At 64.5% G+C, this 13,675-nt stretch carries 13 protein-coding genes and 1 tRNA gene; 1 reads left to right on the top strand and 13 read right to left on the bottom strand.

Annotation, left to right across the window (positions count from 1 at the left end; translation table 11 throughout):
- Positions 1-87 precede the first annotated feature (87 nt).
- Positions 88-882 carry a DUF547 domain-containing protein gene (locus tag IPP68_10380; GenBank protein ID MBL0350759.1) on the top strand — a complete coding sequence of 265 codons (795 nt, stop codon included), beginning with the start codon at positions 88-90 and terminating at the stop codon, positions 880-882.
- Here the strand turns inward: IPP68_10380 and IPP68_10375 are convergent.
- The 13 genes from IPP68_10375 to IPP68_10315 all read right to left on the bottom strand — a co-directional run bounded on the left by IPP68_10375 (position 879) and on the right by IPP68_10315 (position 13,658).
- Positions 879-3,209 (bottom strand): NAD(P)-binding domain-containing protein, encoded by a 2,331-nt coding sequence (locus IPP68_10375; GenBank protein ID MBL0350758.1) that lies wholly within the window; start codon positions 3,207-3,209, stop codon positions 879-881. The genes IPP68_10380 and IPP68_10375 overlap by 4 nt on opposite strands.
- Positions 3,206-3,742 carry a hypothetical protein gene (locus IPP68_10370; protein ID MBL0350757.1) on the bottom strand — a complete coding sequence of 179 codons (537 nt, stop codon included), beginning with the start codon at positions 3,740-3,742 and terminating at the stop codon, positions 3,206-3,208. Before IPP68_10370 ends, IPP68_10375 begins: the two co-directional genes overlap by 4 nt.
- Positions 3,743-3,755: 13 nt before the next feature.
- A complete protein-coding gene (locus IPP68_10365; GenBank protein MBL0350756.1) occupies positions 3,756-4,370 on the bottom strand; it encodes a hypothetical protein in 615 nt (204 codons plus the stop codon).
- 3 nt (positions 4,371-4,373) lie between these two features.
- Positions 4,374-5,549: a DegT/DnrJ/EryC1/StrS family aminotransferase gene (locus IPP68_10360; protein MBL0350755.1), complete on the bottom strand. Its 1,176-nt coding sequence runs from the start codon at positions 5,547-5,549 to the stop codon at positions 4,374-4,376.
- The gene (locus tag IPP68_10355) at positions 5,546-5,800 is read right to left on the bottom strand and encodes a hypothetical protein (GenBank protein ID MBL0350754.1); all 255 of its coding nucleotides are present in this window, start codon (positions 5,798-5,800) and stop codon (positions 5,546-5,548) included. The genes IPP68_10360 and IPP68_10355 overlap by 4 nt, the downstream gene beginning before the upstream one ends.
- A gap of 22 nt (positions 5,801-5,822) precedes the next feature.
- On the bottom strand, positions 5,823-6,785 hold the full coding sequence (locus IPP68_10350) for a hypothetical protein (protein MBL0350753.1): 963 nt from the start codon (positions 6,783-6,785) through the stop codon (positions 5,823-5,825).
- Entirely contained in the window at positions 6,782-7,354 is a 573-nt protein-coding gene (locus IPP68_10345) for a LemA family protein (protein MBL0350752.1), read from the bottom strand. Before IPP68_10345 ends, IPP68_10350 begins: the two co-directional genes overlap by 4 nt.
- Before the next feature lie 68 nt (positions 7,355-7,422).
- Positions 7,423-7,977: a hypothetical protein gene (locus IPP68_10340; GenBank protein MBL0350751.1), complete on the bottom strand. Its 555-nt coding sequence runs from the start codon at positions 7,975-7,977 to the stop codon at positions 7,423-7,425.
- A gap of 49 nt (positions 7,978-8,026) precedes the next feature.
- A complete protein-coding gene (gene sppA / locus IPP68_10335) occupies positions 8,027-8,986 on the bottom strand; it encodes a signal peptide peptidase SppA (GenBank protein MBL0350750.1) in 960 nt (319 codons plus the stop codon).
- A gap of 27 nt (positions 8,987-9,013) precedes the next feature.
- A complete protein-coding gene (locus IPP68_10330) occupies positions 9,014-11,086 on the bottom strand; it encodes a hypothetical protein (protein ID MBL0350749.1) in 2,073 nt (690 codons plus the stop codon).
- 13 nt (positions 11,087-11,099) lie between these two features.
- Entirely contained in the window at positions 11,100-11,501 is a 402-nt protein-coding gene (locus tag IPP68_10325; GenBank protein MBL0350748.1) for a hypothetical protein, read from the bottom strand.
- Entirely contained in the window at positions 11,498-13,510 is a 2,013-nt protein-coding gene (locus tag IPP68_10320) for a hypothetical protein (GenBank protein ID MBL0350747.1), read from the bottom strand. The genes IPP68_10325 and IPP68_10320 overlap by 4 nt, the downstream gene beginning before the upstream one ends.
- A gap of 74 nt (positions 13,511-13,584) precedes the next feature.
- Positions 13,585-13,658: transfer RNA gene (locus IPP68_10315), tRNA-Arg, on the bottom strand.
- Positions 13,659-13,675 lie beyond the last annotated feature (17 nt).

The raw sequence follows: 13,675 nt of genomic DNA, 5'->3' as shown, positions 1-13,675 counted from the left end.
GGGGACCCGTCGTCAAGGACCGGGGGCGCGACCCGCTTGCGGGAGGCTCGCCGAAAAGGCATCGTCCCCTATTCCGGAGGACTCCCCATGAACGCACGAACCGCCATGGCTTTTTTCTTTCTCGCGACCGGGACGGCCGCCGCCGCCCGGGCGGCATCGCCCGTCGACGACCTCGACCGCGTTTTGCGGGCCCGGGTCCGGGCCGACGGCCGGGTGGATTACGCGGGACTGCGCGGGGCCGACCGATTGGGCCTGGACGGCTATTTGGCCTGGGCCGCCACGGCCTCCGTCGCCGGGTGGAGCGACGGACGGCGCGCGGCGTTTTGGATCAACACCTACAACGCGCGGGTATTGGCCGTCGTGGCGGGGCGGCCGACGCTCCGATCCATCAGCGAAGATTTCGCCCTTTTCGACGTTCCCTTTGACGCGGCCGGGGAACGGCTTTCCTTGAACGACATTGAGCACCGAATTCTTCGCGGAAAGTCCCGCCAAGGGAAAAAGCCGCTCCCCGCCCTGGGCCCCGCCGTTTTCGATCCCCGGATTCATTTTGCCCTCGTGTGCGGGGCGCGGGATTGTCCCCGCCTAAGGTCTTTCGCCTACACCGAGGAGAATCTGGAAAAAACATCGACGGAAAACGCCGCCGATTTTGCGAACGCCCCCCGGCATCTGCGGATTGAGAACGGGCGTCTGATCGTGTCGAGCCTATTGAATTGGTACGGGGAGGATTTTGAGCCCCTGGGCGGGGCGGCGGCGTATTTGTCCGGTTTGTTGGAGAAGGTTCCCCGCCCCGACGCGGCGGCGATTCGTTCCAAGCTGAAGGGGGGGTTTGACGGGGCCGCGTTTCGTTACGACTGGTCGGTGAACGACGAGAAACCGCGTTAGTCGGGCTTCGCCCGGGCCGACCATCGATCGATGGCCGCGGGCCGGCCGTCGGCGTCCAATCGGCCGAAGGACAACACGCCGGTGGGGCAGTCGGCCACGCAGGCCGAGCACCGGACGCATTCCGGGTCGGCCATGGGCAGGCCTTTGTTGGCGAAGTTCATGACGTCGATGCCTTGGTGGCACACCGAGGTGCACACGTTGCAGGAAATGCACTTCTTTTTATCGGCCAGGATGCGGAATCGCCCGAACCGGGCGTACACGTGCATGAGGGCCGCCAGGGGACAGGCGAAACGGCACCAGACCCGGCCGGAATATTTGAAGTAAAGCCCCACCCCGATCACCCCCCCCGCCAGAATGTCCACCGTCCACTTGTAACTGAAGGGGTTCACCAGCCGGTGGGCGGCGTTTTTCCCCTCGAAGAACAAACCGAAGATATGTTCCAGGGCCCCGCCGGGCCAAACCCAGCCAAAAACACGCAGGACCAACAACGCGCCCGCCCCCGCCAAAAACACCTGGCCGACCATGTTCCACTTGTTGGCGGCCGGCCCGTGTGGCATTTTCGTCCGCTGGGCGTCGCCCAGGGTCTCGGCCAGCCCGCCGCAGGAGCACACCCAGCCGCAGTACCCTCCCTTCCCGAAATAATAAATCGCCCAGGGGATCAGCACGAAGGTCTGAAGGAAGCAAATCCCGAGCCACACCGCGTTGGGGTGCTCGGTGAACACGTTGTAGACGTTGAGCGGGAAGGCGAGGATGAAACCGTAGGCCCGCCAATAGGCCCGGGGGTGGCCCCAGGCGGGCCAGAGCCCCGCGGCGTAGTCGGCGGAGGAGATGTATTTCTCGAACAGCCGGTCCCCCAGGGCTTCCCGCCAGCCGCCGGTGAAAAACCCGTTGTAGCCCAGCCACGGAAGAATGATTTCCGGGAGAAGAAAAAGCGGGATCAATTGAACGAGGAAGAGCGTGAGGGTTTGGCGTTGAACATACGGCGAGGGACGGCGACGAACCCGCCGCCAACCGAAAAAACCCACCAGGGCCGTGTAGACCAGCGTGTAATAGAACGACCGGCTTTTCATGGAAACGGCCACCGTTCCGAAAAGGGTTCGCCGATCCGCGACCCAGGCCGCGACAGCGCCCCCGGCCCGCGACAAGGCCTCCGGCACGCCGCCCGGATAGGTCCAACGGGCCCAGAGAAACTCCAAAAATCCCCCGGCCTTCCAGTCGTAGAGACCCGCCAGGAAAACCATGAACAGCGCCGCGGCCGCCCACCCGGCGGCGCGATGATCCCCGATCAGCGGAAGACCGGATCGCCGGAAAAATTCCACCGGCGCTTCCCGCCCGATGAGGACGAACACCGCGTCGTTGGGCACTTTTTCCCGAAGGCCGCCGTCGCTTTCGAGCGTCACGTCCGCTTCGCCGATGTCCACCACGCGGGTGCCCAGGGCCAGGCGCAGGGTTCCACGGGACGGATCGTCTTCTCCGCGCGGCGGATTCTTTTCCAAAAAGTCGTTCAGTCGGTCGAGGTTGTCGGACTTTGGCCGGGACCACTCTTTTTTTCGGTAACTTAAGAGAACGCGCGCCCCGCCTTCCGCCAGGGCGACGGCGGCCTCCAGGGCCGAATCGCCCCCGCCCACCACCAGGACTCGGCGGCCCGCGTGGTCCCGGGGATCGTGGAGGCGGTTCGTCACCCGGTCCCGATCCTCCCCCGGGACGCCCAACCGGCGGGAATTCCCGCTGCGACCCAAGGCGACGACCGCCCGCCGCGCCGATAGAATTCGGCCATCGGTCAAAAGAACGTCCCAACCGGCCCCCCCGCGTCCAAGACGCTCCGCCCGGCCCGCCACGGGGACGATGCCGGAGGCGGCCCACCGGGATCGAAGATCCTCCAGGAGCGCCTCCTTCACGTTGGCGGTCAGTGGAAGGTCCCCGGCCGGAGTCATTTCCGTGGGGTAGGTGAAGATGGGTTTGGCTTTGGGGAAATTGGCGATGGTGAAGAAGGGTTCGGCGGCTTCGATCACGGCGAATCGAAGCCCGGCTTTTTGGGCCTCGAGGGCCGCGGCGGCGCCGGCCACGCCGACCCCGAGGATCAAAAGGTCGAGGCCCTCCTCCGGCGTCCGCGGGGGAGCCCCCCGACGCTCCGCCGCGATTCGCTGAACCGCCCGGGCGCCGGAATCCGCCGCGAATTTCAGGAGGGGAACGCCCTTCAAATCGCCCACGACGTACACCCCGGAAAGAGCGGTCTCCCCCTGGGCGTCCGTCGACGGCAACGGCTCCACCCGCCCCGCCGGCCAACGGCCGTGAAGCCAGCGGTAATAACGGGCGACGACGTTCAGAGGATTTTTTCGGGCCGGGCCACCAGGTTGGCCACGCCGTTGATCATGAGACTGATGAGGACGATGAACCCCACCCGGGCGAGCGTTTCGGCCCAGAGGACGAACCGGTGGTCCCCCCGCAGAACGTGGACGGTGAGGAGAATCGCCACCGAGGTGGCGGCGGCCACGCCCGTTTTGCGCCGGGATCCGTAAATGGCCGTGGCGAAGGGCGACAAGGCGAGGATGAGCCAGATGGACGGGAAATCCACACCCAAGAGATAGACCAACAGGGCGTTGACCAGCACGTTCAAGGACATCCGGACCCGGACGTTGGGGCCTTTTTTATCCGCGCTCTGGCTTTCCAGAAATTTCGGGAAAACCAGATTCAGAAATCCGCTGAACCCGAGCAGCCCCAGGCACAACGCGCGGACGGTGTCGCCCGCGCCCGAAACGACGATCCCCAACCCCCCGACGATCAGCGCAAAAGGCGTCGCGAAATACCCCACCAGTTTGACCAGACGTTGGCTGTCGGCAATGCTCACGTTTTCATTCATGATGTTCCCCTTGTCAGCGATTTTGTTGGGACGCCTGGCTCGCTTGGCGGGCCGCGTCGATGGCCTGCTGCGTTTGGCGTTGCGTCTGAATCATGTTTTGAATGGCCTGTTGGTTCGCCCGCTCGTTTTGAAGCTGTTGCAGAATCATTTGATTTTGGCGGATGGAATCCTGGAGGCTCCGGTTCATCTGCTCCTGGATCTGCCGCTGCTGTTCCGCCAATTTCTTGTCCTGTTCCTTCTGCTTATCGGTTTTGGCCGCGGCCGCTTCTTTCGACGGCGTGGTGGCCGCCGGGTCCTTGGACGAGGCCGCGGACGATTCCGCCCCCGGGTTTCCCGCTGCCTTCCCCGCGTCGGGTTTGCCGGCGCCGGATTTCCCGCTTTCCCCCGCTTCCGACGACCCGCCGCCCGTTCCCGTGCCGCCGCCGGCGGACGCCGAGCCGCCGGGGCCCCCGCCTTTGCCCGTACCGCCGTCGCCTTCCCCGCCGCCGATTCCCGGGCCGCCTTTTCCGCCGCCGGTCGACGCGCCGCTTCCCGCGGCGCCCGCCCCGGGGCCACCCGGGGCGCCTTTCTTTTTGCACGCCCCGAGAACCACCGCCAACACCGTCAACATCAAAAATATTTTTTTCATGGCTCACCCCATGCGCGCTTCAAGTTGGCCCCGCCAATCCCCTTCGGTCGGCGACGATCGAACGTATTGATCGACGGCGTCCCGAAAATCCGCGGCGTAATCCCAAAACGCCGACACCGGCTGGTGGTCGTCCACCGGCAAACCGATGGTTTCTTTTTCGATGAGCGCGGCGTTGGGGCACGCCCGTTCCGACCCGAAAACAGGCGAAATGTCGGGATAGGCCACGCGGCGAAAGGACCACCCGTGTTCTTCGGCGAACTTCAAAAACCCTTCGGCGGCGAAGCCCGGCAGCCGCACCGGAAAAGCGAACAGGCTGGACCCGCTCCGGTCCATCAAGACCAGGGCCGGATGATTTAACGACGTCTCATACACTTCGGCCCGGGTCCGGCGGGCCCGCACCCCGTCGTCCAATTTATCCAACTCGTCCAAAACGATGGAATCGGTCCAATCGCCCTCGGGCACCGACGCCAGGAGGAGCCGGCGGAATTCTTCGGCGAAAGGGGCGAGCAAGTCCCGGCGGGTCCAGCCGCCGGCCGCCACGAAAGCCGTGAGGGCGTGAAAGGCTTTCATGGCCGCGCTCACTTCCCCCCGGCGTTTTTTGTTTTCCGGGGGGAGGGCGGCCACGAAGGCCCGCGCCCGGGCGGCCAAGACCGGCTCGTCGGTCACCACCGCGCCGCCCATCTCCAGGGGCAGCATTTTCCGAACGAAACTCAAGGTCGCGAGGCGCCCGAATCCCCCCGCGGGGGTTTCGCCCCGTCGCGCCCCGAGCGACAGGGCCGCGTCCTCCACCAGGTCCGCCCCGTGGGCGCGGCACAGGTCGCGCAGCGCGTGGACGTCGTCCATTTTTCCGAACATGTGAATCGGGACCACGGCGCCGACCCGGCCTTTGGATTCGACCAAGGCCCGCTCCACGTCGGACAAATCAAAATTGGCGTCGGACAAATTGACATCGGCGAAGGCCGGCGCCCAACCGGCGTATCCGGCGGCGAAAACGGGGATCGAGCACATGGCCGCCGGAAAGAGCGCCCGCGTTCCCGGGGCCCGGTCCAGGGCGTGGAACGCCGCGGCCAGGGCGGTGGTGCCCCGGTTGGTCAACACGCAGTGGCGGCGGCCCAAACGCCGGGCCAGCGTCTCTTCGATTTCGGCGACCGAAGTCTTGGCCGGGGACACGGCGGTCATCGATCGGGGAACAAACGGTCCAGGTCGAATCCGGCGTCCGTCAAAGCGCTGCGTTCCGTCCGGGAAAATCCGTAGCCGTGGCGTATTTTCTGCAGCACCCGAACGAGGTCGTCGGGCGTCAGGCGGATTTTTTCGTGCACGCGCAGGGGTTCGTTCCGGCGGGAAAATCCGATCAAGGTCGACATCAACTCTTCCCGTTGGGCGGCGTACACGTCGACCGGGGATTCGGTGTCGCGGTTCATGGACGCCATTGTACGATAATCCTCCCGGGCCTCACGGTACCACCTTTTTCAGAAGAAAAACGCATCCCGCCCCGGCCGTCAAAAATCCCAAGGCCCCCGCCACGCTCCACCACCGGTAAAGCGAAACCGCGCCGTCCTCGCCTTTGCCGGAAACGATGAACGGCAAGGAACCGTCAAAGGGCAACATCATGGTGTGCACGGCGGGCTCCACGGGACGGCGGGCGTTGGCCTCGAGCAGTTCGCCCCGCAGTTTGGCCCGCAGGAAGTCCCATTCCTCGATGCTGATTTGCCCGTCCCCGTCGCGGTCGGCCAGGGCCCGCAATTTCGCGGGATCGGCTTTGAGGGACCGAAGTTTTTCGTTCAATTCTTTTTCCGTGTCCCGGGAGGGTTGAATGGTTTCAAACCAGCCCGCCACGTGGACCGGAAAGCTTTCGGCCAACAGTTCCTCGTGGTACCGGTAATGGCCGAACCCGGAAAAAAACGTCGACCCCGTCGGCACGAACTCCGAAGCCGGGTTCGGTGTGTTCCCGGACCAGGACCGATTGACCGCCGGGGTGATGTCGGCCCCGGCGGGAAGCACCAAGGCCTCCCCGGTGCCGTCTTTGACCAGGAAACTGGTGGCGCTTTCGCCGGAATCGATGGTCACCCACCGCTGATTTTTGCCGCTTCCCCGTTTTTCTTCAACCGAATAACGGAACCACACGCAGGGCTGAAGGGACAAGGGGGATTTCAAGGACTTGCCGGGGAGGTTTTCGGCCAGGCCGTCGATTTCGACGTATCCCTGGGGGGCCGAGGCGATTTTGGCGGTCGGCGTGTCTTCCAACAAGCGGTACCGGCGGAAACTTTCCAAAAACCACAGGAAGGAAAAAACGCCCAGGGCGGCCAGGAACGTCCCCCAGCCCCAACAGGCGGCCCCGCCCGACAGCTCCGCCTTGAGGAGCAAATACCCCCAAATCGGGAATACCGCCGCGGCCGCGGCGGCGAGTTTTTTCATGCCGAGAAGAGATTTTTAACGTTGACGTCTTGGGTTTCGGCGGCGTCGAATTTCAGGAATTCAAACGCCTTGAAGGACCCGAACCGGGCCACGAGGGAGTCCGGAAATTGCTCGAGCCGCGTGTTGTTCAAGTTGACGCTTTCGTTGTAGAGTTCGCGACGGTCGGAGATCGTGTTTTCCAGGGAGGAGACCCGGGACTGAAGGCCCATAAAGGTTTGGTTCGTTTTCAGGTCGGGATAGTTCTCGGCCACGGCGAACAGTCCGCCCAACCCCCCCCGCAATTGCCCCTCGGCCTGGCCGAGAGCGGCCACGTTGCCCGCCTCCCGGGCGGAAAACACGGCGGCGCGGGCTTTCATGACTTTTTCCAGGGTGTCCTGCTCGAATTTCATGTATTGCTTGCAGGTTTCAATGAGCTTGGGCAGTTCGTCGTGGCGCTGCTTGAGCACGATGTCGATGTTGGACCACGCCTTGCCGACGTTGTTTTTCAGGCGGACCAACCCGTTGTAAATGCCGACGCAAAACACCATCACCAACACCAACCCCGCCAACGCCACGAACGCCACGATCATAGGTCTTCCTCCTGAACGAATGACCCCCTAAGGGTAATGGAAGTTCTCCCCGCGCGCAACGGGAAAAGTCAATGCACCAAGGAGTGAAAAAAAGCGGCGGACCCGGTGAAAAACAACGCCGCGGCGAGGCCGAGGGCGAAGACCAGCGTGCCCACGGCCAGGGCCGGAAGAAGCATCAACATCAAAGCGCCCACCCGGGACCAACCGTAAACGCGCTGAAGCCCCCACCACCAGAGCGCGTAGGCCGCGCAACGAAAAAGCAATCGGGGCGGCGACGCCAACAGCGCGACGTCCGGCGCGGCGGCCGCCAGGAGTCGAAAGGGCAGTTCGCCCCAAAGCGCCAACCCCGCCCAGCCGGCCACGGCGAGGAAGGAATCAAACCGGCCTTTTTTTCCCGCCAGGCGCGACAACCCGTGTCCGAGAGAAGCCAGGAGGAACCACAGGACCAAACTTCCGGCCACCGTGGACCCGAACCGTCGCAGAAGGACCACGGGGCCGTCGTCCCAGGGAAGGGGATCGGCCAGGGCCCGACCGGCCACGGCCAGGGCCATCACGATCAGACCCGACCCGACGCGGGGGTGGGCGGCCACCTCTTCGAAGGCGCCCGCCGGATCGGCCGTCATTCGACCCAGCAAATCCAGTGCATCGCCGGCGGACCGCCCCGTCGTGTCGTTACTCCCAGACATAAAGGAGAGACCCGCGCACGCCCAGGAGCCGCCGCCACTCGCCCAGAGGCCCTTCGAACACGCTCCCGAAGGCGTCCAACCACCGGTCCCAGGACCGGGAGGGGCCGATGATTTTGGGGTGGGCCGATTTGATTCCCGCCAGGGCCGCGGCTTCTTTGACCGCGTCGTCGTAACTTCCCAGAACGTCCACCAAGCCCGCCGCCCGGGCCTGCTCCCCGGTGAACACCCGCCCGTCGGCCAGGGGGCGCAGCTTGTCCAGGGGCATTTTGCGGCCCCGGGCCACGGCGTCCAAAAATTGCCCGTAGGCGCTGGCGACCAGCCCCTCAAACACGCGCCGTTCCTCGGGATTTAAAGGGCGGTAGGGCGACCCCATGTCTTTCATCGCCCCCGATTTAATGACCGTGGCCTGCACGCCGATTTTTTTGGTGAGCTCTTCAAAATTCATCAGGTGAAAGACCACCCCGATGGATCCCACGAGGGATCCGGGGTTGGCCACCACCCGGTCGGCGGCCGCCGCGACGTAATAGCCGCCGGAGGCGGCAATGTCGCCCAGGGACGCCACCACTTTTTTACCTTCCCCTTTCAGGGCCAGCACGGCCCCGTGGATTTCCTGAACGGCGGCCACGGAGCCGCCGGGCGTGTTGATTCGCAAAACGACGGCCTTGACCTCCGATTGGTCCCGCAATTCCCGAAGGCGGCGAAGAACGCCGTCGGCCGTTCCGTCCCGCAGGCCGCCGCCCATGCCCAGGGCGATGGGGCCCCGGAGGTCGACCACGGCGATGGCGCCGTCCGCCGCGAAGGCGGGCGTGGCCGCGGACTTGCCGGCCCGGACCGCCGTCGACGAACGCGACGGCTTTTGGCCCGAGCGCGCCAACGCCAACGCCAAACAAACGGCGTAAAGCCCCACCACCAACCAACCCCGAACACGCCAGGAACGCCAATTCATGCGACCTCCCAAAAACCCGGACCCCGGTTAAATCCGGCGGCCCGCCGAATCCCCTTCGGCGGGCGACAACGGATCGCCGGAAATCGCGAAGAGCCCGCCCCCCCCGCGAATCGAAAGCGCCCGGCCGCGATGGATCAAGAAATCGGCCATCAGCCGATCGGCGCGGTCGTAATAGGAGCGATCGCCCCGGGTGGGCTCGATGAACGGATTGTACACAATGTGGGTGAAACCCAACCTTTTCAGCTCCCGGCCCAAAGCCTCCGGGGAATTCAAGACGCGGAAGTCCAACACCCCCGGGTTCAACGGGTCGCCCCAGGCGTAGGAACGGTCCAGGAAATAGCCTCGAACGTCTTTGTACATTAAGACGCGCGCTCCCGACGGGAGTTGGGCGTTGGCCTCCCGCGCCAAGGCGAAGGGATCGCCCAGGGTCAGCTCGCAATAGCGGTCCCGGGAGGAAAGGTCCGGCGCGGCCAGGGAGCGCAGGCCCCAAAAAGGGAAAGACTCCGCGTTCACCGAAAGACTTTTCAAAGGGATCAACGGGAAAACGGCCACGGGAACCCAAGCCCACCGGGCCCGAGACCGATCGATCGATTCCTCAAAAAAACCCGCGGTGAAGACCGCCAGGCCGGCGGCCACGGGAAGGGCGTAGCGCCAGGCCGGATAGACGGCCAGCCAGACCAGGGCGAAGAGCCCCAGGGCTCCCAAGAACGCTTTGGGCGCGGCGGACAGGGAGGGACGACGCAACAACCGAAGGAAAAACAGGAAAAAGAAAGGCGTCGTCAAGAAATACGGCTGGTATTTAAAGAGGTCGGCGGCGGACCAGAATTTCCAGGGCAACGACACCAGCGTGCCCAGGGTGAACGGCACGCGCTCCGTGACCGAGGCGGCGATGCGGGCCCAGGCGGCCGCGGCGGCCGGGCCGCCGCCCAGGATCGACGCGGCGTAGGGCCAGAGAGGGTTGCCGGTCGTCCAAAGGTTTCGAAGATACCAGGGGAACCCCGCCCCGGCCGCGCCCAGCAGGAACGCCCCCGCTTCTCCCGCCAAGCGGCGGGCCGCGCCCGGACGATGGGGACCGCCCAAAAGTGCCCGGGCCGAAAGAAGTCCCAGGAGCGCCGGGACCATCCACAAACCGGTCAATTTAACCGAAGCCGCGAGACCGGTCAGGACGCCCGCCATCCCCCAGTTTCGGCGGGCGTCCGCGACGGAAGGGCCGGCCTCCGCGGCCCGGGCCGCCGCAAGAACCAGAGGGAGCGCCGCGGCCAAGTCGGTGGAAGCGTTTCCGATCACCCGTTGAAACACGGGCTGAAGAACCAACACCGCCGCGGCGGCCCCTCCCGCCCGCCGGGAAAAATAACGCGCCCCCAGGGCGGCCACGACCGCGGCCAGGGCGATACCGTGGGCGAAATTGAGCCAATGACAAAAGACATCGCCTTGAACCGCCAGGCCGAGGGTGTAAAGCATTTCGGCGTTCAACGGGTAATGCGAGTTGATGGACCAGGGCAGGCGAAGCAAACGCCCTTCGGTCAGAAAGATCTTCGGAAAAGCCAAGTGGTATGCCAACGAATCCCAGTCCGTGGGCGGCGCGGCGGTGGCGATCAACGCCCGCCAAAATCCGAGGAGAAGGAGGAAGAGGAAGAAAAACTCGACGGGTCGAAGCGGCCGGGCCGCGGCGGACCACAGGGCGGAAAAGCCGTGGGCCTTTTTCCGAAACCGCCAAAGCCCCCCGGCGGAAATCAGGACAAAAACGCCGATCAACAGCGGCCGGGAAAACCCACCGCCCCACCCCAGGGCCATCAGGAAGAAGGCGACGATCCCCTCCCCCAGAACCAACGAAGCGGCCACGCGCTCGATCCTGGAGCCGGAACGCCAGAACCGAGTCAACACCGACTTGCCCAAAGCCACGGCTCCCAATAAAAAAAGACCGGTGAGGATTCCCACTCCCGCAAACCGAAGGGGTTCCAGGACGGCGGCCCCGGACAAAGACCCGGGATGGGCAAAGAGGTATTTCAAAAAAAGAGGGGACTGGATTTGGAGAAAGAGGAACGACAGGGGAAGGGCGACGACGGGACGAAAGAAGCGGGAAGCGGTGGTGGAACTCAAGCCCCCCCCGCGCTCATCGGGGACCGGCCCCCGGGAGGAGGAGGGCGTCCTCGATCCGGCGCCGACTTTCCCGGGCCGCGCGGAAAGCCGCCAGGTAATCCGCGCCGCATTGGCGGGACAAGGTTTCAAGCGTCGCGCCCCCGTCCCGGGCCGCGCCCAAAGCGTCGAAGGTCCACGTGGACCGGCGAACCATCTCGCCAAGGATCAGCACTTCGGTTTTTCCAAAACCTTTTGCCCGCCAGCGGCCGATCGTGGTCGTGCTCACGCCGATGGCCTCGGCCGCGGCGAGGTCAAAAGCGTCTCCGGGAAGGACGGTCGGCGCCTCCCGCTTTTGAGGGAAGTCGGGATCGGCGGCCGACCGGGCTCCAACGGAGACCGACAAAATCAAGGCCGCGGCGCAGAACCCGGTTCTCACTTTTTCTCGACCGATGAAACGGGCGGGACCCCGGGCACGGGATTCGGCTCCGGGGGACCGGCGGGACCGGAATTCGAAGCGCCTTGAATGTACTTCATATGGATTTGGGCGCGTTCGAACTTAAACGCCGGGCGAACCGCCCGGGCCGCCAGGAACGTGCGTCGTCCCCGGGCCGCGGAATGATCGTTGGGACGCCAGCGAAGGACCAGGGCCGCCGACGATTTCTGGGGCGAAAGGTCCACGACCCCGGGCGAGACTTCCAGGTCCGGACCCGACAACAGCTCCACCCGGACCGGGGCGGTCGATGGACGTTCGCCGAAGGCGATCACCGCCGAAAGCGTCCCGCCCGCGCGGGCTTCGTCGGGGGCGGTCAACGTCAAATCGTAGGGCAACGCCTTGTTCAATTCCCGCACCCGGGTCATGGCGGCCCCGCCGGCCAGGAACCATTCCTTGGACGAATAGGGGCCGAGCTGCCGGGGCCCGCTCAAAGCCCGGTTCAAATCGTGGGTGAAGATTCCCCGCACGGGCTTGTCTTTATGAAACCCCGTCACGGCCAGGATCATCCGGTTGTAAAAATCCTCCGGGCCCGCGGGGTTCGTGGTTTTTTGATGCAATCGCCAATCGTAGGTATCGCCCACCACGAGATTCAACTGATCGCGAAGGGCGTAATTCCCCCAGTGTCCGACGAGATTACGGAATTGCTCCCCGGTCGCTTCGTAGAGCATGATGGCGTCGATGTCCAACCCGGCGTCGCGGAACATGACGGGGTCCTGGGCGTGTTCCCAGCCCTTTTGCCAGGAGAGGGTGAAGCCCCAGAGCGGCGTTTTGCCGCCGTATTCCTGGGCGATCTGCCGCAGCACCCGGGCGGAACAGTGGGCTCGGTACCAAAACCATTGATCCGCCAGTTTCCAGCGGGCCGGGTCTTTGGTCTTGAGCAAGGGGGCGACGTAGCGGCCAGGCGCGATCCACTTCATCCGCTCCACTTTCGTCATCTTCGCGTACCGGGCCGGAGGCGTCACGCCGGGCATTTCCCGGACGAAATCCTCCACCAATTCGTTGCCGCCGAAAACGGGGCGGATGTAGTCCAAACCGACGAAATCAACCCCGGGAACGTCCGCCCAGCGGTTCAACATCTTGACGATGTCGTGGGGGCGGCGCGGGTCCAAAATCGAAATGCCCCGGCGGGTCGGGCGATCCAATCCGTAGACGGGACGGCCGTTTTCGTAGTACCAGCCGTATTGGTAATCGGGTGAAAACTGCGGCGGGCCCCCCACCATAAAGGACAGCAGGTAGACCCCCAACTTAAGGCCCCGTTCCCGGCAGGCTTTGCCCAGTTCGATGACGCCTTTCTCGTTGCGCGTCAGCCAGGGGGACGACGTGGAGAGTTTGACGGTGAACCCGCTGGTCTCCGCCCCCTGAACGACCAGGGCGTCGGCGCCCATGAATTCGGCCCATTCGGCCATGGCGGAGGCGCGCTTTTGCCCATCGGGCGCCCGAAACACGTGGAACGACGCGTGGCCCTCGAGGGTCAAGACGCCGAAACCCTTGGGCACGGGTTTGAATTCCCGGGATTGAATTTTAAACGCGGGGGAGGCGGGCGTTTTTTCCCCGGCGGGCCAGGCCCGGGTGTCCAAACGAACGCTGTAAGAACCGTCCGGGGCGTTCCAGGGAACCGGCCAACGGGCCGACCAAGAACGGGTGGCCGTGCTGAATACAAGCGGGGCCTCCCGCAACATGCCGATGGTCGTGACCGGCGTCCCGTCTTTTTCCACCCAGGTGACCCACGGCGAGGTGGACGCGGACAGCTTGTCGAAGAGATTGGAACCGGTGGGAACGCTGAGGGACCATTCCACAAAGGCGTCGTGGAAATAGGCGTCCTGGGTCGTTTTTAGGGTAGGGCCGTCGGATTCGGCGGCGGGGGACAATAGATCGGGGAGACGGGGCATCTTGCCCTGGGCGCAACCGAGCCAGGGCAGGAAGAGGAGAAAGAGAACGAAAAAGACGTTCATCAACCAAAGACCTCAAAACACGGGTTGTTTTTCAAAGGAATTAAATCAACATCCGAACCATTCATCAAAAAAAGCGTGCCCGGGGGGAGTTGAACCCTCAGCCTTTGGCTCCGGAGGCCAACGCTCTATCCAATTGAGCTACGGGCACAAAATTAAAAAGCTCGT

It is taken from the genome of Elusimicrobiota bacterium (assembly GCA_016722575.1).
In the GTDB taxonomy this organism is placed as follows: Bacteria; Elusimicrobiota; Elusimicrobia; order FEN-1173; family FEN-1173; genus JADKIY01.
This window is presented reverse-complemented; position numbering and strand designations above follow the sequence as displayed.

What these genes read in the sequence shown, in the direction of transcription:
- IPP68_10340 (MBL0350751.1), bottom strand. Translation starts at nt 7,977, where the DNA reads ATGACGGCCGATCCGGCGGGCGCCTTCGAAGAGGTGGCCGCCCACCCC.
- IPP68_10365 (MBL0350756.1), bottom strand. Translation starts at nt 4,370, where the DNA reads ATGAAAAAAATATTTTTGATGTTGACGGTGTTGGCGGTGGTTCTCGGG.
- IPP68_10345 (MBL0350752.1), bottom strand. Translation starts at nt 7,354, where the DNA reads ATGATCGTGGCGTTCGTGGCGTTGGCGGGGTTGGTGTTGGTGATGGTG.
- IPP68_10360 (MBL0350755.1), bottom strand. Translation starts at nt 5,549, where the DNA reads ATGACCGCCGTGTCCCCGGCCAAGACTTCGGTCGCCGAAATCGAAGAG.
- IPP68_10370 (MBL0350757.1), bottom strand. Translation starts at nt 3,742, where the DNA reads ATGAATGAAAACGTGAGCATTGCCGACAGCCAACGTCTGGTCAAACTG.
- sppA (MBL0350750.1), bottom strand. Translation starts at nt 8,986, where the DNA reads ATGAATTGGCGTTCCTGGCGTGTTCGGGGTTGGTTGGTGGTGGGGCTT.
- IPP68_10350 (MBL0350753.1), bottom strand. Translation starts at nt 6,785, where the DNA reads ATGAAAAAACTCGCCGCCGCGGCCGCGGCGGTATTCCCGATTTGGGGG.
- IPP68_10320 (MBL0350747.1), bottom strand. Translation starts at nt 13,510, where the DNA reads ATGAACGTCTTTTTCGTTCTCTTTCTCCTCTTCCTGCCCTGGCTCGGT.
- IPP68_10355 (MBL0350754.1), bottom strand. Translation starts at nt 5,800, where the DNA reads ATGGCGTCCATGAACCGCGACACCGAATCCCCGGTCGACGTGTACGCC.
- IPP68_10380 (MBL0350759.1), top strand. Translation starts at nt 88, where the DNA reads ATGAACGCACGAACCGCCATGGCTTTTTTCTTTCTCGCGACCGGGACG.